This is a genomic window from Streptomyces griseosporeus (assembly GCF_014656055.1).
Lineage (GTDB): Bacteria > Actinomycetota > Actinomycetes > Streptomycetales > Streptomycetaceae > Streptomyces > Streptomyces griseosporeus.
Map to the genome: position 1 here is coordinate 228,020 of NZ_BNBR01000001.1, position 19,876 is coordinate 247,895.

20 protein-coding genes and 2 pseudogenes are annotated in these 19,876 nt (G+C 72.4%); 16 read left to right on the forward strand and 6 right to left on the reverse strand.

Annotation, left to right across the window (positions count from 1 at the left end; translation table 11 throughout):
• Positions 1-423: 423 nt before the first annotated feature.
• The 8 genes from IE308_RS00900 to IE308_RS00935 all read left to right on the forward strand — a co-directional run bounded on the left by IE308_RS00900 (position 424) and on the right by IE308_RS00935 (position 8,100).
• Positions 424-882, forward strand: a complete 459-nt coding sequence (locus tag IE308_RS00900) for an SsgA family sporulation/cell division regulator (protein WP_190216146.1) — start codon at positions 424-426, stop codon at positions 880-882.
• Positions 883-1,201: 319 nt separating this feature from the next.
• On the forward strand, positions 1,202-1,918 hold the full coding sequence (locus IE308_RS00905) for an alpha/beta fold hydrolase (RefSeq protein WP_190216147.1): 717 nt from the start codon (positions 1,202-1,204) through the stop codon (positions 1,916-1,918).
• A 4-nt stretch (positions 1,919-1,922) separates the two neighbouring features.
• Positions 1,923-3,113, forward strand: a complete 1,191-nt coding sequence (locus tag IE308_RS00910) for a low temperature requirement protein A (protein ID WP_229908643.1) — start codon at positions 1,923-1,925, stop codon at positions 3,111-3,113.
• 212 nt (positions 3,114-3,325) lie between these two features.
• A complete protein-coding gene (locus IE308_RS00915; protein WP_190216148.1) occupies positions 3,326-3,988 on the forward strand; it encodes a hydrolase in 663 nt (220 codons plus the stop codon).
• A gap of 49 nt (positions 3,989-4,037) precedes the next feature.
• Positions 4,038-4,574 (forward strand): DoxX family protein, encoded by a 537-nt coding sequence (locus IE308_RS00920; protein WP_190216149.1) that lies wholly within the window; start codon positions 4,038-4,040, stop codon positions 4,572-4,574.
• Entirely contained in the window at positions 4,555-5,292 is a 738-nt protein-coding gene (locus tag IE308_RS00925; protein WP_190216150.1) for a YoaK family protein, read from the forward strand. The genes IE308_RS00920 and IE308_RS00925 overlap by 20 nt, the downstream gene beginning before the upstream one ends.
• Before the next feature lie 256 nt (positions 5,293-5,548).
• Positions 5,549-7,123, forward strand: a complete 1,575-nt coding sequence (locus IE308_RS00930; RefSeq protein WP_229908742.1) for an MFS transporter — start codon at positions 5,549-5,551, stop codon at positions 7,121-7,123.
• Complete coding sequence (locus IE308_RS00935) at positions 7,120-8,100, forward strand: pirin family protein (RefSeq protein ID WP_190216151.1); 981 nt, start codon at positions 7,120-7,122, stop codon at positions 8,098-8,100. The genes IE308_RS00930 and IE308_RS00935 overlap by 4 nt, the downstream gene beginning before the upstream one ends.
• 141 nt (positions 8,101-8,241) lie before the next feature.
• Here IE308_RS00935 and IE308_RS00940 read toward each other — a convergent pair whose 3' ends face one another.
• The gene (locus IE308_RS00940) at positions 8,242-8,709 is read right to left on the reverse strand and encodes a MarR family winged helix-turn-helix transcriptional regulator (RefSeq protein WP_190216152.1); all 468 of its coding nucleotides are present in this window, start codon (positions 8,707-8,709) and stop codon (positions 8,242-8,244) included.
• Positions 8,710-8,769: 60 nt separating this feature from the next.
• On the opposite strand from IE308_RS00940, the gene IE308_RS00945 reads away from it, so the two are divergent.
• Entirely contained in the window at positions 8,770-9,399 is a 630-nt protein-coding gene (locus tag IE308_RS00945) for a TIGR03086 family metal-binding protein (RefSeq protein ID WP_229908743.1), read from the forward strand.
• Positions 9,400-9,411: 12 nt separating this feature from the next.
• On the opposite strand, the gene IE308_RS00950 is transcribed toward IE308_RS00945, so the two are convergent.
• Both IE308_RS00950 and IE308_RS00955 read right to left on the reverse strand, forming a co-directional pair.
• Positions 9,412-10,056, reverse strand: coding sequence for a VOC family protein (locus IE308_RS00950; protein WP_190216154.1), 645 nt, complete (start codon positions 10,054-10,056; stop codon positions 9,412-9,414).
• 134 nt (positions 10,057-10,190) lie between these two features.
• Positions 10,191-11,501 carry a PP2C family protein-serine/threonine phosphatase gene (locus tag IE308_RS00955; RefSeq protein ID WP_190216155.1) on the reverse strand — a complete coding sequence of 437 codons (1,311 nt, stop codon included), beginning with the start codon at positions 11,499-11,501 and terminating at the stop codon, positions 10,191-10,193.
• 269 nt (positions 11,502-11,770) lie between these two features.
• Between IE308_RS00955 and IE308_RS00960 the strand changes: the two genes are divergently transcribed.
• From IE308_RS00960 to IE308_RS00970, 3 genes are read left to right on the forward strand one after another with little or no spacing between them, the layout of a single operon-like run.
• Positions 11,771-13,147, forward strand: coding sequence for an MBL fold metallo-hydrolase (locus IE308_RS00960; RefSeq protein ID WP_190216156.1), 1,377 nt, complete (start codon positions 11,771-11,773; stop codon positions 13,145-13,147).
• Positions 13,148-13,185: 38 nt separating this feature from the next.
• Positions 13,186-13,548, forward strand: coding sequence for a rhodanese-like domain-containing protein (locus tag IE308_RS00965; RefSeq protein ID WP_190216157.1), 363 nt, complete (start codon positions 13,186-13,188; stop codon positions 13,546-13,548).
• On the forward strand, positions 13,545-14,297 hold the full coding sequence (locus IE308_RS00970; protein ID WP_190216158.1) for a sulfite exporter TauE/SafE family protein: 753 nt from the start codon (positions 13,545-13,547) through the stop codon (positions 14,295-14,297). Before IE308_RS00965 ends, IE308_RS00970 begins: the two co-directional genes overlap by 4 nt.
• A 36-nt stretch (positions 14,298-14,333) precedes the next feature.
• On the opposite strand, the gene IE308_RS00975 is transcribed toward IE308_RS00970, so the two are convergent.
• Entirely contained in the window at positions 14,334-14,615 is a 282-nt protein-coding gene (locus IE308_RS00975; protein ID WP_010358257.1) for a metal-sensitive transcriptional regulator, read from the reverse strand.
• 76 nt (positions 14,616-14,691) lie between these two features.
• Between IE308_RS00975 and IE308_RS00980 the strand changes: the two genes are divergently transcribed.
• Entirely contained in the window at positions 14,692-15,258 is a 567-nt protein-coding gene (locus tag IE308_RS00980; RefSeq protein ID WP_190216159.1) for a rhodanese-like domain-containing protein, read from the forward strand.
• A gap of 333 nt (positions 15,259-15,591) precedes the next feature.
• Positions 15,592-16,462, forward strand: a pseudogene (locus IE308_RS00985) (universal stress protein).
• 70 nt (positions 16,463-16,532) lie between these two features.
• Here the strand turns inward: IE308_RS00985 and IE308_RS00990 are convergent.
• Both IE308_RS00990 and IE308_RS00995 read right to left on the reverse strand, forming a co-directional pair.
• Positions 16,533-16,906, reverse strand: a pseudogene (locus IE308_RS00990) (glycoside hydrolase family 65 protein); the annotation flags it as partial.
• Positions 16,907-16,965: 59 nt separating this feature from the next.
• Positions 16,966-17,829, reverse strand: a complete 864-nt coding sequence (locus IE308_RS00995) for a universal stress protein (protein WP_190216160.1) — start codon at positions 17,827-17,829, stop codon at positions 16,966-16,968.
• A gap of 323 nt (positions 17,830-18,152) precedes the next feature.
• Between IE308_RS00995 and IE308_RS01000 the strand changes: the two genes are divergently transcribed.
• Positions 18,153-18,836 (forward strand): DUF4389 domain-containing protein, encoded by a 684-nt coding sequence (locus tag IE308_RS01000; RefSeq protein ID WP_190216161.1) that lies wholly within the window; start codon positions 18,153-18,155, stop codon positions 18,834-18,836.
• A 165-nt stretch (positions 18,837-19,001) separates the two neighbouring features.
• Entirely contained in the window at positions 19,002-19,673 is a 672-nt protein-coding gene (locus IE308_RS01005; protein WP_190216162.1) for a CBS domain-containing protein, read from the forward strand.
• Positions 19,674-19,876 lie beyond the last annotated feature (203 nt).

Below are 19,876 nucleotides of genomic sequence, written 5' to 3' on the forward strand. Positions count from 1 at the left end.
GGCGGTTCCTCCTCTCAGTCGCGCCACCTCGCTCGCCGTCCGGGGCCACACCGCCCACACAGTCGGCGGCGCCTGCTTCACCGACGAGGCGCAGGGAGCGCCTGCAGCCTAGGGACCGCCGATACGGACCTGTTGTCTGCGCGCGCCCGGGTTCTTTGCTGTGAGTGCCGTGCCTTGGCGATCTGCTGCCCGATCGGCCGGGCATGCCTTCACAGGCAAAGGTGCGTGCGTTCCCCGGCAAGGCCGCCTGGGCGCCGGACCTTACGTTGCGGACTCCCACCTGTTGACCTCTACCCAGGGAATCGCACATGTCGCAAGGGAAGCCGACGGCCGTCGGCACTCAGTTCGGGATTTTCAGCGTCGGCGACGTCACGCCCGGGACACACAGCGCCCCGGGGACCTGAGGTGAGGGGGTCCTTCGTCATGAACCCGCACTCGCTTCCGTGCGACGGGGTGCGACCGCCCGACGGCGTCATCACCCTCTCCCTGACCACCAGGCTGGTGCTGGGAGGGGACAGGACGGCACCGCTCGCGGTGTGCTTCCGCTACGACCCGCGGCAGCCCTTCTCGGTGCTCCTGGACCTGCATGAGCCAGGTGGTCCGGACAGTGCCCGCTGGGTCTTCGCACGGGACCTCCTCCAGTCCGGTCTGCACCGGCCCTCCGGGGAGGGTGAGGTCCGCGTCTGGCCGCCGTACTGCTGCAACGACAGACCGGACGTCCGCATGATGCTGCGCGCCGGCGCGGCGTCGGCGCTGATCGACGTCCCGGCCCAGCCGCTGCGTGAGTGGCTGGTCTCCACGTGGGAGGCGGTTCCTCCCGGCGACGAGAGCGCTCTGATCGACTGGGACGCGGTCACGGAGGCACTGCTCGGAGAGGGCTGAGGAGCCACGGCCGTCTGCTGTGGGGGAACGGGCCGTGCACGGTGGGGCCAGCCACCGTGCACGGGGGGACAACGCTCATCGGCTCAGCGCTCCTATCGTGAGGGCGGCGCGAGACCCGGCCAGGGGAACGGCTCCGCACGGCGTCGGACCGGTCCGGCCGGTCCGGCAACCGGCCGTGGTCGCGTCGGCCGGAGCCGCCGGCAAGGCGTCGGGTCTCTGTCAGGCACCCCCGACGAGGTGAGCACAGCGGACGAAGCGCGGTCCGTGCACGCTCCGGGACGGGAGTGTCCCCATCCCCCCATCGAGGAGCCGCATCCCCATGATCACTCCCCCGACCGCCCTGCTCGTCCACGGCGCCTTCGCCGACTCGGCCGGCTGGTCCGCCGTCATCGGTGCCTTGCAGGGCCACGGCATTCCGGTGCTGGCCCCGCCCAACCCGCTGCGCGGCCTGGCCTCCGACGCCGCCTACATAGCGTCGCTGACAGCCCAGATCGACGGCACCGTCGTCCTGGTGGGGCACTCCTACGGCGGTGCGGTCGTCTCCGTGGCGGGGACCGCGGACAACGTGGTGGGCCTGGTCTACATCGCGGCCTACATGCCCGCGGAGGGCGAGAGCCTCGGCGAGCTGCAGGAACGCTTCCTGCCCTCGTTGTTGACGGACAGCCTCCGGGCGAGGACCTACCCGCGGGAGAACGGCGAGCCGGGCGTCGAGGTCACCATCGCCGAGGGCGCGTTCCCGGCCGTCTTCGCGGCCGATCTGCCGCCCGAGACCGCCCGGGTGCTCGCGGCGGCCCAACGCCCGGTGGCAGCCGTGGCGTTCAGCGAGAGGGCTTCCGCCGCGGCCTGGCGGACCAAACCGTCCTGGGTTCTGGTGGCCGGCGCCGACAAGGCCATCAACCCGGAGGTGGAGCGCTTCGGCGCCAAGCGCGCCGGTTCGACGGTGATCGAGGTCGACGGAGCCTCGCACGCCGTGGCCGTCTCCCAGCCCGGCGAAGTCGCCGAGCTGATCCGCGACGCCGTACGTGCGACGACCTGACGCCGTGCGCCGGACATCCGACACGTCCCGGCGGCGCACCATGGCGGGCCGCGACCCGCGAGAGGCCCACCGGACGGCGACCCCCCTCGAACTCTTCGTCGACCTGTGCTTCGTCGTGGCCGTCGCCCAGGCCTCGCAAGGTCTGCACGAGGCGTTGGCGGACGCTCGCTACGCCCACGGCGCGCTGCGCTTCGCGCTGGTCTTCTTCACCATCTGGTGGGCCTGGATGAACTTCACCTGGTTCGCCTCCGCCTACGACCCCGACGACCTCCCCTACCGCCTGACGGTGCTCGTCCAGATCACCGGGTCGCTCGTCCTGGCCGCCGGTGTCGCCCACGCCTTCGACCGCGGCGACCTGCTGGTCATCACCCTGGGATACGCGGTGCTGCGCACGGCGCTGGCCGCGTTGTGGGTCCGGGCCGGGCTGGCCGACCCCGCCCGGCGCAGGACGACGCTGAGGTTCGCGACCGGTGTGACGGTGTGCCAGGCCGGTTGGCTGTCGCTGCTCCTGCTGCCCGCCGCGGCCCGGCTGCCGGGCATCGTGGTGATGGTCCTCGCCGAGGTGCTGGTGCCCGTGTGGGCGCAGTCGGCCGGGATGACGCCCTGGCATCCGCGTCACATCGCCGAGCGCTACGAGCTGTTCACCCTCATCGTGCTCGGTGAGACGGTCACCGCGGCCACCGTCGCCGTCCGCGGGGCGTTCGAACGGAGCCACGGCACGGGCGCGCTGTACGCACTGGCCGGCGGCGGCCTGCTGATGGCCTTCGCCATGTGGTGGCTGTACTTCGCCAAGCCGGCGCACACGCTTCTGGCCAGCACGCACCGCGCCCACCGCAGACGGTTCACCTGGGCATACGGCCACTACCTCGTCTTCACGTCGGCCGCGGCGGAAGGAGCGGGCCTTGCCACCTACGCCGACCACCTCACCGGGCGCACCGCCATGTCGTCCGCGGCCGCCGGCCTGGCCGTGACCGTTCCGGCCGCCGTCTTCCTCGTCACCGTCTGGGCCGTGCACCTCCGGCCGCACCAGACGCGCGGGAGTGAGGGCGTGCCGTTCGCCGTCGCTGGCGCCGGCATCCTGTCGGCCGCCTGGTCACCGGCCCCCGCACTGGTCACCGGCCTGCTCCTGGCCGCCCTGGTCGCGGTGGTGACGCTGCGACAGAGCCGGAGTGACGGGCAGGCCGCGCCGGAGTGACGGGCCGGCCACGCCGCGGTGCGCTACGGGTCAACCCCCGGTGCACTGACCGGAAAAGGGCTGCTCCCGTCCCGGCCTAGCGTTCCTGTCGTAACGCCGCACGAGGCCCCCGAGGGCGCTTCACCGGCTTCTCCTCCCGCACTCCGGTGCGGATGTTCTCCCCGGTCGTGGACGGCCGTCCGCGACATTTGTTCCCCTCGAAAGGTAGCGTCATGGTCGACTTCGCTCAGGTCAGTGCTGCTCCGGCTCCGGACCTGCTGACGCCGGACAACTGCGCGGTGCTGTTCGTGGACCACCAGCCGCAGATGTTCTTCGGCACGGGCAGCAGTGACCGTACCGCGATCATCAACGCGACGGTGGGCCTGGCGAAGGCCGCCAAGGTCTTCGACGTTCCGGTCGTGCTGAGCACCGTGGCCGCGGAGTCCTTCTCCGGCCCCCTCATGCCGCAGCTCGCGGACGTCTTCCCGGACCAGAAGATCGTCGACCGCAGCACGATGAACGCCTGGGAGGACACCAACTTCGTCGAGGCCGTCAAGGCCACCGGCCGGACCAAGCTCGTCATCGCCGGACTCTGGACCGAGGTGTGCGTGGTCCTGCCCGCCCTGTCCGCGCTCGCCCAGGGCTACGAGGTCTACGTCGTCACCGACGCCTCCGGCGGAGTCAGCCCGCAGGCCCACGAGCACGCCGTGCAGCGGATGGTCCAGGCCGGGGTGGTGCCGGTCACCTGGGTTCAGGTCCTGCTCGAACTCCAGCGCGACTGGGCGCGCACGGAGACGTACCTGCCGGTCATGGACGTCGTGAAGGAACACGGCGGCACCTACGGACTCGGCGTCGTCTACGCCCAGACCGTCATCGGCGCGCACGCCGCCGGCTGACCCGGGCTCCCACGGCGACGACACACGTCAGGAACAGGCAGAACACGTGATGGACAGCGGACTGTTGGTGCTGCGGCTGGTGGTGGGGCTCCTCATCGCCGGACACGGCGTGCAGAAAGTCAGTTTCCGGCTGGGCGGCGGCGGGCTGGCCGGAGGGACCGAGGAGTTCCGCCGTGACGGTTTCCGCGGGGGGCGGCTCACCGCCGTCGCCGCGGGCGGCAGCCAGATCGGCGCCGGCCTGTTCCTGGCGGCCGGCCTCCTCACTCCCCTCGCGGCGCTGGCCGCGACGGGGGTGATGACGGTGGCCGGCACCGTGAAGCGGCACAAGGGGCTGTGGGTACAGAACGACGGTTACGAGTACCCGCTGGTCCTCGTCACCGTCTCCGCCGCCCTGGCGCTCACCGGGCCGGGCGACTGGTCGCTCGACCACCTGCTCGGGCTCCCCTCCTGGCCCCTGTGGGCAGCGGTGACGGCGATCGTGATCGGCCCGGTCAGCGGGCTGGTCACCCGCACCGTGCTGCACCACCCGCCCGCCGCGGAGGCCCTGACGGACGGGAGGACGCGGCATGCGCGGACTGCTGACTGACGCCGGCCGCACCCTCGTCCCGCCCAGCGGCGACCGGCACGGACCCCTGCCGCCCTTGATGCTGGGCCTGACGGTGGTGACCGGCCTCATCGACGCCGTCACCTATCTGGCGCTCGGGCACGTCTTCGTCGCCAACATGACGGGCAACGTCGTCTTCCTCGGCTTCGCCCTGGCCGGCGCGCCGGGTCTGTCCGCGCCCGCGTCCGTCGTCTCGATGGTGTCGTTCCTCGCCGGAGCCCTGGCGGGGGGACGCTTCGGCACCCGTTACGCCGCGCACCGCGGACGGATGCTGACCGCGGCCACCGCGATCCAGACGCTGCTCGTCGCAGGGACGGTGCTCACCGTCGCGGTCGCACACGGGCAGGTCACCGGCACGGTGAAGTACCTCCTCATCGTGTTGCTGGGGCTCACCATGGGCCTCCAGAACGCCGTCGCCCGCCGCCTCGGCGTCCCGGACCTGACGACGACCGTCCTGACCCTGACCCTGACCGGACTGGCCGCCGACTCCGCCCCGGCCGGCGGGGCGGCACCGCGGCCGGGCCGGCGGATCCTGTCCGTCCTGGCCATGTTCCTCGGGGCCCTGGCGGGAGCCCTCCTGCTGCGGCACGCCGAACTCCTGCCCGTACTCGCCCTGGCGCTGCTGCTGCTCGCGGCGACGCTGATCACCGTGCGCCGCCACTGGACGTCCGACGCCGCCTGGACGCGGCCTCAGTCGTGAACCCGGGCAACGACGGAGGCGGGCCGGGCCGGGCCGGGAGCGCGGCGGAGAGCTGGGCGGGAAGCCCGACGGGGAGCCGGGCGGGAAGCACGACGGCGAGCCGAGCCACCGGGGCCGCGGGGAGCCGGGCCACAGGGGCGGCGGGGATCACGGCAATCCGGGCAGGAACCCGGAACCTAACCCGGCAGCAAGTCCCGCGGCCACGGCCTGGGCACCGCTCGCGGTACGTGTCTTCCGCGCGCTGTGGGTCGCGCAGCTGGTCTCCAACACCGGCACCTGGATGCAGACGGTCGGCGCCCAGTGGCTGCTGGTCGGGCACGATGCCTCCCTGGTGACGCTCGTGCAGACCGCCTCCAGCCTCCCCGTCGTCCTGCTCGCGCTGCCCTCCGGTGTGCTGGCCGACCGCTACGACCGCCGCAAGGTGCTCCTGGCCGCCCAGTTCGCCCTGCTCGCCGTCTCCACCGCACTGACGGTGCTCGCCTTCCAGGACGCTCTGACCCCCGTACCGCTGCTCGGCCTCACCTTCCTCCTGGGCTGCGGTACGGCTCTGATGGGCCCGGCCTGGCAGGCGGTCCAGCCGGAACTGGTGGAGCGTGAGCAGCTCGGGCAGGCGGCGGCGCTGGGCGCGGTGAACATGAATCTGGCGCGCGCCGTGGGTCCCGCCCTGGGCGGAGCGGTGGTCGCCGCGGCGGGCGCGGGCTGGGTCTTCGCCTTCAACTCCCTGTCCTTCCTGGGGATCGCGGGCGTGCTGCTGTGGTGGCGACGGCCGCCGGGACCGCGGCCCGTGGCCCCGGACGAAGGGCTCCTCGCCGCCGTCCAGGCGGGCCGCCGCTACGTCTGGCACGCCCCCGGTGTGCGGCGCGTCCTGCTGCGCACGGCGCTGTTCGTGCCGGGCGGGGCCGCCCTGTGGTCGCTGCTGCCGCTCGTCGCGAGCCGCTCCCTGGGGCTCGGTTCGGGCGGGTACGGCCTGCTGCTCGGCGTCGTCGGCGTCGGCGCGGTCGGCGGTGCCTTCGCCCTGCCCCTGATCCGGCACCGGCTGGATGCCAACGGCATGCTCGCAGCGGGGGCGGTCGTCTTCGCCGCGACGCTGACCGTGCTGGCGACGACCCGGCTGCCCTGGCTCGCGGCCGTCGCCCTGCTGCCCGCGGGCACCGCCTGGATCGCAGTGCTGTCCACCCTCAACTCCGCCGTACAGCAACGTCTGCCCGGCTGGGTGAGGGGCCGAGGACTCGCCGTGTACCTGGTGGTGTTCCAGGGCGGGCAGGCGCTCACCGCGCCGGTGTGGGGGCTGCTGGCCGACGGGCTGGGACTCACCGCGTCCCTGCTGATCGGCGCCGCCGTGCTGGTGGCGGGCGCCCTGAGCGTGCGCCGCCGGCCGCTGCACGCGGCGGACGATGCCGACCCGAGCCCTTCCGATCACTGGCCCGCCCCGCCTCTGGTGTTCGAGCCGGGCCCGGCCGACGGCCCGGTGCTCGTCTCCGTCGTCTACCGCGTCGGCCCCGGGCACAGGGCCGCGTTCGTCGACCGCATGAGACACGTTGCCCGTTCCCGGCGCCGTACGGGAGCGCTGACCTGGGGTCTTTATCAGGACGGCACGAATCCCGACCGGTTCGTCGAGAACTACGTCGTCGCCTCCTGGGCGGAGCACCTGGCCCAGCACCACATCCGGCTCACCGCCCATGACCGCCGTTTCGAGGAACAGGCGCGCGCACTGCTCCTGGACGGCACCACACCTGAGGTCACCCATGCCTTCGACGCCGGCGCCGGCGTCCTGGTGGCCGGCAGACCGACGGTCGAAGGCACCGCACAAGGAGAAAGGACAACGCCATGAGCGACCTGGGACCCGAGCCGGCCCGACGACATCGCGACCTCGCGGAGCACACCGGCACCCCACCGCAGGTCGAGGTCCTGACCGCGCGGGACGTCCCCCTGGGGGGCCCGAGGGCGATGACGGTGCGGCGCACTCTGCCGCAGCGGGCCAGGACGCTCATCGGAGCCTGGTGCTTCGCGGACCACTACGGCCCTGATGACGTGGCCGAAACCGGGGGCATGGATGTCGCTCCGCACCCGCACACCGGCCTTCAGACGGTCAGCTGGCTGTTCAGCGGTGAGATCGAGCACCGGGACAGCCACGGCGTCCACGCCGTCGTGCGGCCCGGCGAACTGAACCTGATGACCGGCGGGCGCGGCGTCAGTCACTCCGAGGTGTCCACCGCCGGCACCCGCGTCCTGCACGGCGTACAGCTGTGGGTGGCCCTGCCCCGGGAGCACCGGCGTGCCGGTCGCGCCTTCCACCACCACGTACCGAGGCCTTTCCGCTACCACGGCTGCGAACTGCGGGTGTTCCTGGGCAGCCTGGCCGGGCGCACCTCTCCGGTGCCGACCTTCACCCCGCTGCTCGGCGCGGAGATACGCCTGGATCCGCACGCGACGACCACCCTTCCGGTCGATCCGGCCTTCGAGCACGGCCTCCTGGTCGACCAGGGGCACATCACCCTGGCCGACACCTCCCTCCGCCCCTCCGACCTCGGTTACCTGCCCCCGGGGCACGCCACATTGACCCTGGCGAACGACACGGGCGCGCCTGCCCGCGCCGTCCTGCTGGGCGGCCCGCCGTTCGGCGAGGAGATCGTCATGTGGTGGAACTTCGTGGGCCGAAGCCATGAGGACATCGCCGAGGCCAGACGGGCGTGGCAGGACGCCTCCGACCGTTTCGGCAGCGTCGAGGGATACGCCGGCGACCGCCTGCCCGCGCCCGCCCTCCCCAACGCCGTCCTCACCCCGCGCAAGAACCCCGACCAGTCCTGAGAGGCTCACCATGACCCGACCCGACAGCACGCCGACCGTCCGGCACGTGGACGACAAGCACCGCTGCTCGCCTGGTTCCCCGTCACCGCCCGGGGGGAGTTGCCGCTGACCTCCGCGCCCGCCGTGCGCGGGGCTCCGGCCTCAGGAAGGACCCGGCTCTCCTGTGATCTCGGCCCGGGGCATCGCAGCCAGTGTCTGCAGAGCGCGCAGGAAGCCGCGCCGGTCCTCCTCCGGAAGTCGCGCCAGCAGGCGCTCCTCCCGTTCCTGGATCGCCGATTGCACCGTGTCACGCACTCGGCGCCCCTCCGCGGTGAGCGAGAGCAGACGCGCGCGCCGGTCGCGCGGATCGGGCTGCCGGTGGATGAGCCCGCGCTCCTCCAGGTCGTCGAGAACACCGATGATCCGTGTCTTGTCCGCGCCGATGTCCCGGGCCAGGGCTGCCTGGGTGTGTACAGGTTCGTCGTCGAGCCCCAGCAGGACCGCGTAGGCCCACATCGCCAGCCCGTGTTCGCGCAGTACCGGCAGCTCCGCGGCCACCAGCGCGCGCCCCAGCGGAACCATCATGGCCGCGAGGTCGGGGCGCCTTTCCGATTCGGTGTTCCCAGCCATGGCAGGACCATACTCGTGGACAGATAATAAGCGGTCGCCTATCGTAGGCGAATGCTTACGATGCCCTCTCTGGACTCCATAAGAGCGTCGGACGCACGCGCCGTACGCGACAGCGTCGCCGTGGTCCGCCGGGTGACCCCGGACGACCTCACGCGCCCTACCCCGTGCGCTGCATGGAATCTGGGCGGCCTGCTCGAACACATGACGGTCCAGCACCGGGGTTTCGCGGCAGCGGCACGAGGGGCGGGCGCCGATATCGCCCTGTGGAAGCCTGAGCAGCCGGGGCCGGGGACCATCCGGCGTTATCTGACCGCTGCGGACGAGGTGATCGAGGCCTTCGCCGAAGTCACAGCGGCCGACCAGGAGTTCACTCTGCCGGAGTTCGGCACGGACGCCGTCTTCCCCGCGGTCCGGGCGATCGGCTTCCACTTCATCGACTACGTGGTCCACGCCTGGGATGTGGCCCGCGCTCTCGGCGACCCCTTCGCTCCGAGTCCGGACCTCCTGGACGCCGCCCTCCCCCTCGCACTCGCCGTCCCGGACGGCACTAACCGCCGACGGCCGAACGCCGCCTTCGCACCGGCCCAGCCCCACTCCACCCTCCGGGACCCTCTGGCCCGCATCCTGCTCCACCTCGGCCGGTCCCCTTCCTGGGCCCCTCCGGCGAAGTACGCGTCCGCCGGTGGGTGAAACAGCCGACTGCTACGCAGCGGCCTGCCAGCGGAATCCGTCCGGGTCGGTGAAGGCACCAGTGGTGCAGCCGAGGACGATGCGGTGCGAGCCGGTGCCGTCGGCGGGGACGCCGAGGTCCTTGGCCAGGGCACGGCGCTTGTACAGCGCGAGCTTGACGGGACTGCACTCGTCGGCGGTGAACTCGGCGTACTTGCCCCCGAAGCTCCTGGCCACGGCAAGACCCCGGCCGACGTAGAACTGCTTGGCGGCCTTCACGTCCTCGACGCCGAGCAGGAGGACGATCTCGTCGATCTCCCGGGTGGCCGGGCCGGTGTCCTTCTTCGCCGAGGTCGCGACCTTAAAGATCGTTCCGTCCGGGGCCTGGACGACGCCGCCGTAGCCCCACAGCGACCTCGCGGCCGCCTTGAGCACCGTGGCACCGGCGTCGACCGCGGTTCGCAGGAAGCCGTCGACACTGGCCGGCCCGGACACCGTCAACGCCAGGGTGAAGCAGCGGAACCCGGTGGAAGGCGCTTCCGAGGCCCGCAGGCCGATACGCGTGTCGACGCCGAACGCGGAGTAGAAGCGCTGGGCACCTGCGACGTCGGCGACGTCGAGGGTGACCGACGTGAGGGACGTGGGGGATGCGGTGGGTGCTGTCGTTGCCATGACCATCACGCTAGAGGCTGGCCGCCGAGTGCTGCTTCTCCATTCCTGACCGGTCTCGGCGCGGTCCTGACGGCCGGAATCCACGAACTCGTCCGCCACGCGGCGGAGGGTCCCGCGACGGTCCTCTCCGGGTTGCAGGGTCACCTGGATCGCTGTGACGGGGCGGGCGTGCGGGCGACGAGGAGGGCGATGTCGTCGGCGCTGCCGGTGGCCATACCGGCGAGAAGTTCGTCGCAGAACGTGTCGAGGTCTTCGCGGGCGAGGGCGGCGGCGTGCTGGCGCAGGCGGGTCATGCCGTGCGTGAGATCCTCTCCGCGGCGTTCGATGAGCCCGTCGGTGTACATGAGCAGGGTGGAGCGGGGCGGCAGGGTTTCGGTGGCGTGGTGGCGCGGGACGGTGGGGTCGACGCCCAGGAGAAGGCCTCGGCCGCCTTTGAGGTAGTGCGTGTCGCCTTCGTGGGTGACCAGCAGGGGCGGTGGGTGCCCGGCACTGAAGTAGGCCAGGGTCCAGCCTCCGTCGTCGTCCTGGTTCAGCAGGGCGTACAGGCAGGTGGCCGTGGCGTGCGGATAGAGCGACTGGTGGGCGAGGTCCAGCCGGCGCAGGATGTGCCCGGGCGGTTCCTGGCGGTCGCAGCCGATGCCGCGCAGCATGTTGCGCAGCTGGCTCATGGTGATCGCCGCGCGCAGGTCGTGGCCGGTCACGTCACCCATGATCATGGTGGTGCTGCCGTTGGGGAGGGCGAAGCTGTCGTACCAGTCGCCGCCGACTTCGGCGGTGGCGGCGGCGGGCGCGTACCGGGCGGCCATGTGCAGCGGGCCGGATCGGGGAAGGGCGGGCAGGAGGGAGCGCTGGAGGCGTTCGGCGATGCGCTGGGTCTCGCGGTACAGCAGAGCGTTGTCCACGCCCAGAGCGATGCGGTGGGTCAGGTCCTCCACCATGGCGAGGTCGTCGTCCGTGAGCGGGGCGCGGTCGGCTGAGCGACCGATCGTCAGGGCGCCGAGGACCTGGCGACGGGCGCGCACCGGGGCGACCACCGCCGTGTGGGTACCGAGCTGGTCGAACAGCTCGAGCTGACGGGCGTGCAACGGGTCGGCAGCCTTGTCCGGGCCGGGGATGTCGGCTGCGGTCACCAACAGGGGGCCGGCGCCGATGAGCACGCGTGACAGCGGCCCGACCGGGACTTCCGGGACGTCGGGCAACAGACCGGTCAGGCCGCCGACCGGCAGTACGCCGGGGTCGCGGTGGACGACGCTGACCCGGCGGAGACGCCCGTCGTCCTGGAACAGGTCCACCGCGCACCAGTCGGACAGCTGGGGCACCAGGATGTGGCACACCCGACGGACCGCGGCATGGGAGTCGAGCGTGCTGGTCATGGCGGTGGTGGTCTCCGCCAGAAGTGTCAGCCGGTCCAGTGCCCGCTGGACCACCTGGTCCACCTCGAAATCGTCCATACCCCCTCCTTCCCGCCAGGCTCGCGAAGAAGTACCGGGTCCGGCCACGCCTTTCCCTCGAACCGTCGCGGGTCAGGCGAGCGACGCCAGGGCGGCGTCCGGCCGGGCCGTGGCGTCGGTGGCGACACGGGGACTCCGAGTAGTGGGGAGCACCCAAGGCGCCAAGCCTTGGAGGGGTCGCCTGTCCGTGGAATACCCCCAGGGGTATAACTGTTAAAGTGGGAGTCGGATACCCCCCGGGGTACATCGCCTGAAAGGAGCCGTGAGCCGTGTTCTTCGTCGACACCCTGGAGTTCGAGGGGCTGGGCAACCGCAGTTACCTGGCCGGCGGGCCCGGTGCCGCGGTGGTCGTGGACCCGCCGCGGGACATCGACCAGGTCATCGCCGCAGCGGCCCGTCGCGGGGTGCGCATCGCTTTCGTGGCCGAGACCCATGTGCACAACGACTACGTCACCGGCGGTCTGGAGCTGGCCCGCGTCACCGGCGCGCAGTACCTGGTGCCTGCCGGAGCGCACGTGTCGTTCGCCCGCACCCCTGTCGCCGACGGCGACACGGTGACGGTCGACGAGGGGCTGGTGCTGCGCGCGATCGCCACTCCCGGGCACACCCCGCACCACACCTCCTACGCCCTCACCGAGGACGGGCGCGACGTGGCGGTGTTCACCGGCGGATCCCTGCTGATCGGCACCGTCGGCCGCCCCGACCTGGTCGAGCCGCGGCTGACCGAGCAGCTGGCCCGCGCGCAGCACGCCTCCGCCCACCGGCTCGCCGACGAGCTGGACGACGAGGTGCCGGTGCTGCCGACCCACGGCTTCGGCAGCTTCTGCTCCTCGTCCCAGGCCGAGGGCGACGCGACCACCATCGGCAAGGAGCGCCAGACCAACGACGCACTGACCCTGGACGTGGACACCTTCGTCGCCCGGATGCTGGCCGGGCTGGACGACGTACCCGCGTACTACGCGCACATGGGCCCGGCCAACGCCGCGGGCCCCGCGCCGGTCGACCTCACGCCGCCGAGGCGTGCGGACGCCGAGGAGATTGCCTCCCGGCTGGCCGCGGGTGAGTGGGTGGTGGACCTGCGCAGCCGTATGGCGTTCGCCGAGGGACATGTGGCCGGCTCGTTCAACTTCGAGGGCGAGGGCAAACTCGCCACCTACCTGGCCTGGCTGATCCCGTGGGGCAAGCCCGTCACCCTGCTCGCCGACACCCCGGAGCAGATCGCCGACGCACAGCGCGAGCTGGCTCGGGTGGGCATCGACCGCCCGGCCGCCGCCGCCACCGGCGACCCGGCCCACTGGATCCGCGAGGGCGAGAAGCTCGCCGCCTTCCGCCGCGCCCGCTTCGCCGACCTCGCCGACATCCGTGAGCGCGGCGACGACGTGGTCGTCCTGGACGTGCGCCGGCAGTCCGAGCGCGCGGGCGGCCACATCGACGGGTCCGTCCACATCCCGGTCCACGAACTGCACGGCCGCATCGGTGACGTACCGGACGGAGTGGTGTGGGTGCACTGCGCCGGAGGAATGCGCGCGGCGATCGCCGCCTCCCTCCTCGACGCGGCCGGCCGCAAGGTGGTCGCCGTAGACGACGGCTTCGACGCCGCCTCCGAGGCGGGACTGCCCCTCACCCTTCCCGGCCGCACCGACTGACCGCGCTGTCGCGCCACCTGCACGAAAGTGATCAAACGATGTTGTCGCCCTTTCGCCGCGGCTCCGGCCGCCTCACCCCCCAGTCGGCCCACCAGCGGACCAGCGACGGCACCGCCGTCCTGCTGGACGTACGCGAAACACCGGAGTGGAACGCCGGACACGCACCCGAGGCGCTGCACCTGCCCCTCTCCCGTCTGGCGGCAGGAGGGTCGCTCCCGGCGGCCGTGCGGGGCAGGCCGGTGATCACGATCTGCCGCTCCGGTCACCGCTCCCGGCAGGCCGTCAGGCTGCTGGCCGCACGCGGCGTACAGGCCACGGACGTCACCGGCGGCATGACCGCCTGGGCGCGTGCGGGGCTGCCGGTCATCGGTCCGGACGGCAGCAACGGTGTCGTGGCGTGAGCGCTCTGGTCCTGGCCCTGATCGCGGGGGCGGTGGTCGGGGTCGCGCTCGGCGCGCTCGGCGGGGGCGGCAGCGTCCTGGCCGTCCCGGCGCTGATCTACCTGCTCGGCTTCACTCCGGCCGCCGCGACCACCGCCAGCCTGATCATCGTCACGGCCACCTCGCTCACCGCCCTGTACGCCCACGCGCGCACCGGCAACGTCCGCTGGAAAGCCGGCGCCCTGTTCGCCGCGGCCGGACTGCTGCCCGCGGCCGCAGCGGGAAGCGCCGCATCCCGCCTGCCCCAGCCGGTGCTGACCGCCGCCTTCGCGGCCGTCGCCGCTCTCGCCGCCGTCACGATGCTGCGCTCCGGCCGTGCCGCCATCCGCCCGGCGGTCGGTGAGGCACGGCCCGCCAAGGCCGCCGGAACCGGCGCCGGGCTGGGTGCGCTGACCGGACTGCTCGGGGTCGGCGGAGGTTTCCTCGCCGTCCCGGCCCTGGTCACCGTGCTGGCATTCGAGATGCAGGCCGCCGTCGGCACCAGCCTGCTGGTCATCTCGGCGAACGCGCTGGCTTCCCTGGCCACCCGCGGCGCCACCACCGCCGGCGTCGACTGGGCGGTGATCGGCCCCTTCACCGGGGCGGCCATCCTGGGGGCCTGGGACGGCAAACGCCTGGCCGCGAAGGTCAGCGGCACCCTGCTGCAACGCGCCTTCGCCGTCGCACTGTTGGCCGTGGCCGCCTTCATGCTCGTCGACGCCCTCACCTGAGGAGTCGGACGGATGACCGGCGCACGGCACCCCGGCTCAGGCCAGGGACAGGAACAGCTTCTCCAGCCGGGTGCGCATCTGCTCCCGGTCACCGGAGGCGGCCATGTCCGCGTCGGTCAGGCAGTGCTGCAGACCGGTGGCGATGATCGCGAACCCCGCCTTGTCCAGAGCGCGGGAAGCCGCGGCGAGCTGGGTGACGACATCCTCGCAGTCCCGCCCCTCCTCAATCATCTTGATCACACCTGCGATCTGGCCCTGCGCCCGGCGCAGCCGGTTGACCACCGTCTTCAGTTCCTCAGCCGCCATCGCCAGTTCCACAAGCCACCCTCCTTCGAGATACCCCCTTGGGTATCTTACCGAAGGGGTGAACCCAACCGAGCAAAGGAAAAGTCCCGTGGCACCCACCCCCGCCCTCACCGCCGACCAGGCCAACGCCCGCCTGCATGAACTGACCGTCATCGACGTGCGCACCCCCGGCGAATACGCCTCCGGCCACCTGCCCGGCGCCCACAACATCCCCCTCGACCACCTCGACGCGGCCCTGCCCGCCCTGAAGACCGCCGCGGACCGTGGTGACCTCCTCATCGTGTGCGCCTCCGGCGCCCGCTCCGCCCAGGCCTGCCGGCGCCTGGCCGACCAGGGCATCGTCGCCGCCACTCTCACCGGTGGCACCATCGCCTGGACACAGCTCGGCCACGACACCCACCGTCCGGCCGGCACCCGCACCCCGTGGGCCATGGACCGCCAGGTCCGCCTCGCCGCCGGATCCCTGGTCCTCGCCGGCCTGACCGCCGGACGACGCCGGCCCGCGGCGCGCTGGCTCTCCGCGGGCGTCGCGGGCGGCCTGGTCCTCTCCGCCCTCACCAACACCTGCGGCATGGCCAAGATCCTGGCCAAGCTCCCCCACAACCAGCCCAGGGCCACCGACCTGGACGACACCCTCGCGCACCTGACCGGCTGACCCGCCGACCGGAAGGCAGAGCGGGTGGCCGTCTCCGACGGAACCACGTGGCTCCGTCGCCGACGCGCCAGACGCGGGCAAGGACGCGCACCCCCGGACCGGGGCAGCGAAATCCGCGAGCCACATTCACGGCCGTCCCGGATTGTGTCCGCGCCCAGGCGGACGCGCGCCGCTCAGCAACACCGTGGCCGACTCACCAGCCGCGGGTGCGCCGAACGACGGTGGCCCGACCAGTCGGGGCAGGCCGGCCGTGACGTGGCGGCATCCCGCGGATAGGGCGAGTCTGGAAGGACAGCGCGCAGACGGGCGGCAGGGCGGTTCTCTGGAGGTGCCATGACTGGTGCGGACGGGCGTCGGCCGATCGTGGTGGGGGTCGATCCGGATCCCTCGAAACGGATGGCTCTCGCGTGGGCCGCCGACGAGGCGGACCGATGACACCTGCCCCTGCGGCTCGTTCACGCCCAGGGCGTGCCGACCGGCGGATACCGGTGGAGGGAGGCGCGGCCGAGCTGGGAGGAGTGGAACCGCGCGCTGCACGGACTGGGTGATCAGGTACTCAAGGAGGCGGTGGCCTTCGTCGAGTCCCGGCATCCCGGGGTGGCGGTGTCGAAGCTGCTGGCGGAGGGCGAGCCCGCGTGGGTGCTGCACGACGAGGCGCGGGGCGCCGCACTGGTTGTCGTGGGGTCCTGTCATCTGAGCAGACGGCGCGAGCTGTTCTCCTCCGCCTCCGTGTTGCTCCCGCTCACCGCCCACGCTCCTTGCCCGGTCGCGGTCGTGCCGGAGCCGGAGCATGTCGGCCGGCAGCCCGCGTTCATGGTGGTCGGCGTCGACGGCAGCCCGCATTCGCTGCGGCGGTGGATGTGGCGTTCGAGGAGGCGGCGCTGCGCGGAGCGCTGCTGCGGGCCTTGTACGTGTGGCACCCGCCGCTCCCCGGTGTCCTCGACGAGGACGCCGCGGTGCGGGAGTGCCACCGGGTGCTCGCGGAGACGGTCGCCGGCCCTACCGCCACGCGTCCGGAGGTGGAACTGCACCATGACGTCGTCCGCGGACATCCGGTGCAGGTCCTGACGACCGCGTCGGAACACGCTCTCGGCCCGGTCGTGGGACCAGAGGGCACGGAGGGTTCACCGGGATGCTGCTGGGCTCGGTGAGCCAGGGGGTGCTGCGCCACGCCCACTGCCCCGCAATCGCGGTCCCGGCATGACGCGGCGAACGGCCTCACGCACTCGTCCGGGACGGTCCCGGCGGCACCGGGCCGCCCGCCACACCGGATTTCTTCCCCCGTCGAGTCCGTACCGGGTGACCCGCTCCCCAGCAGCCCGGAATCGAGGTGGCGCACTTGGCGGTGCTCGGTCACCCGCGCGGTGTCCGGTGTGAGCCACTCTCCCCCCGCGGGCCGGAAACGCAGCGGCAGCCAGTCGGGAAGGTTGACCATGTCCTCGTTCTCGACCCGCCGCCCCGCCACGACGGAGGTGAGCCGGTTGTAGCAGCCGGCCGCGTACATGCCCGGTAGTGCACCTCGTCGGCCTCGCACTCGGGCAGCGTCCCACGGGTGGCGAAGCAGCCGTTGCCGAGCGTGCCACAGCGACTCGCGCAGGCGTACGTCCGCGGGCTCGTATCCGTCGGACTTCCAGGTCCAGGCCGCCATGCCGGTTCCCCTTCGCCACTCGGTGGGCTCCGGCCGTGGCCAGGCCGGCCCAGTTCCCGTCAGACCCGCTGGGGGACGATCGCGACGGGGCAGGCCGCTCGGTGCAGCAAGGTGTGCGTCACCCGGCCGAGCTGGAGACCGAAGCGCGCGGACCTGCGGCGTGCGCCGACGATCACCAGGTCCGCGGCGGCGGACCGGTCGACCAGGAGCCTGCCGGCCGGACCCTCGATCACCGTGCGGCGGACCCGCACGGCCGGGTGGTCCGCAGCCGCGTCGGCGGTCAGCGTGTCGATCAGGGCGAGGGCCTGTTCGTCGTGCCGGTGGGCGGGTTCGGGGGACGGCCTCGCGTGCTCGGTGGGGCAGCGCCAGGTGTGCACGACGTCCAGTTCGCAACCGCGGGTCTCCGCCTCGCGGAAGGCGAACCGGACTGCTTCGGCGCTCGTCTCGGCGTCCTTGACGCCGAGCGTGATCCTCTCGTGCGTGGCGGCCAGCGCGGCCTTGTCGCCTCGCACCACGATGACCGGGCAGTAGGCGCGGGCTGCGACTGCCAGGCTGACGGAACCCAGCAGGGCCTCCGCCACCTGTCCACGACCCCAGGCGCCCAGGATGACGGCGGAGGCGTTGTCGCCTTCGCTCATGAGGGCGAACACCGCTTCGGCGGGCACCGTCTCGGTGGTGACCTTCAGATCGGGGTCCGTCCGCCGCACGCGCTCCGCGGCGGAAGCCACGATGTGCTCGGCCAGCACCCGCTCCGAGGTCCGCTCCCGCCTGAGGTTCGGCACCGTCTTCTCGTAGCGCTCCCAGAGGGAGGCGTAGACCAGGCGCAGAGGCAGACCGTGGCGGGACGCCTCGTCCACCGCCCAGTCGACGGCCGCAAGGCTGCCGTCCGATCCGTCGACGCCAACGACGAAGGGCAGTTCCATGACGCCACCGCCTTCTCTCGGGCTGCCTCACGTGCAGCAGGGCTTCACTGTCACGGTCCCACTCCGGCGACGGCCCGAGCATGAGCGGTTCGGCCCTTTCCTGGGACGTTCGGCCCGGCTCCGTGCCCTGTCAGCCCATGAGCCGTGTACGCCGTCCGACGGATGCTGAAGAGCAGAAGACCGGTGGAGGCCCTCATGGACCGATGGTTCCCGCCGTCGGCAGCCCGGCCCCTTTGCGCCACCCGTCTTCGCCGGCACCAGCGCGGCGGCACCCGGCAGCAGAGCCGGTGACCGCCGCCGGATTCCAGAAGGGACCGGTTCGCATGAGCACCAAGACCATCCCCCCGGTGCCGCCGCCCGTCGTGGCCCCGCCGGTGCACCCGGCCCGGCTGACCGCGGTCCTCGACGCACCCCTGTCTCGCTGGCTGTGGCTGGTGAAGTGGCTGCTCGCCCTCCCCCACTACGTCGTCCTGTGCTTCCTCTGGTTGGCGTTCCTGGTCACCAGCGTCGCGGCCTTCTTCGCGATCCTCTTCACCGGCCGCTACCCACGGCCCCTGTTCGACTTCAACACCGGGGTCCTGCGGTGGTCCTGGCGGGTGAGCTACTACACGTACGGCGCCCTGGGCACCGACCGCTATCCGCCGTTCACCCTCGCCGATGTCCCCGACTATCCGACCCACTGGGACCTGGAGTATCCCGAGAAGCTGTCCCGAGGCCTGGTCCTCGTCAAGTGGTGGCTGCTGGCGATCCCGCACTACCTCGTCCTGGGATTCCTCCTCGGAGGCCTCCACGCCGGCTGGGACGCCGGAGGGCTGATCGGCCTGCTGACCCTGATCGCCGCCGTCGCTCTGGGCTTCACCGGTCGTTACCCGCATGGCCTGTTCGACCTGATCATCGGGCTGAACCGGTGGGTCCTGCGCGTGGCGGCCTACGCGGCCCTGCTCACCGACGTCTATCCGCCGTTCCGGCTCGACCAGGGCGGCCACGAGCCGGCGCCGGCGCCGTGACGACGCCCGCCGGCACCTCGGCATGGTGTGCGCGGTCACCGGCCGGATCGGCCGGCACGAGGACCACCGGTCGCCCTGAGCCGCGTCCACCGACGGGCCGGCGAGGACACGACATGCGGACAAGCGCGGCGTGACGGCGCGGCGGTCCGCAGAAGGGAGAGCGTCATGCGACACCGTACGGTCGAAGACCTCATGACCCGCGACGTCGTCCGGGTCGAGCAGGACACGCCGTTCAAGGCCGTCGTCAGACTGCTGTCCGACCACGATGTCACCGCACTGCCGGTGGTCGACGGGCTCGACCGCCCCGTGGGAGTGGTGTCCGAAGCCGATGTGCTCCGCACAGTGGCCGGACGGCCGGACCCGGCGGGCCTGCCGTTCGCTCCTCGAACGAACGGGCGGCGCCCCGCGGGCGACCGCCTCACGGCGGGAGAGCTCATGACCGCACCCGCGGTCTGTGCCCGGCCGGAGTGGACGGTCGTGGAGGCCGCCCGCGTGATGGAGGGCAACGGAGTCAAACGGCTGCCGGTGGTCGACGCGAGGGAGGCGCTGGTCGGCATCGTCAGCCGGGGCGACCTTTTGCGGGTCTTCCTGCGTCACGACGAGGCACTGCGCGACGAGATCGCCGGTGAGGTCCTGGCCAAGACACTGGGCCTCGCTCCCACCGACGTGTCGATCGACGTGCGGGAGGGCCGGGTCGCTCTCAAGGGCCGTGTGCGGACCGAGGCGTTGATACCCGTCATCGAGCGGCTGTGTCTCGGCGTCGACGGTGTGGTGACCGTGACCACGGACTTGAGCAGTGCCTCCGGCGTCCCGCGCACGGCAGGGACCGACGGCTGAGGTCCGCCGGTGCACGATCCGCCCCGTCCCGCGGGCCGTGCGCGCACGGCCCGCGCGGTGACCACCGGCGCCTCGGGCCTCGGGCACTGCCGTTTCGCAGGTGGGCGCACGCGCCGGACCTGCTCCTCGCCTTCCGGCCCCCGCTCGGCCACCAGGGGCCACCAGAACCTCCGAGGGGCCGTTCGGCCCTGTCCGGCACGGCG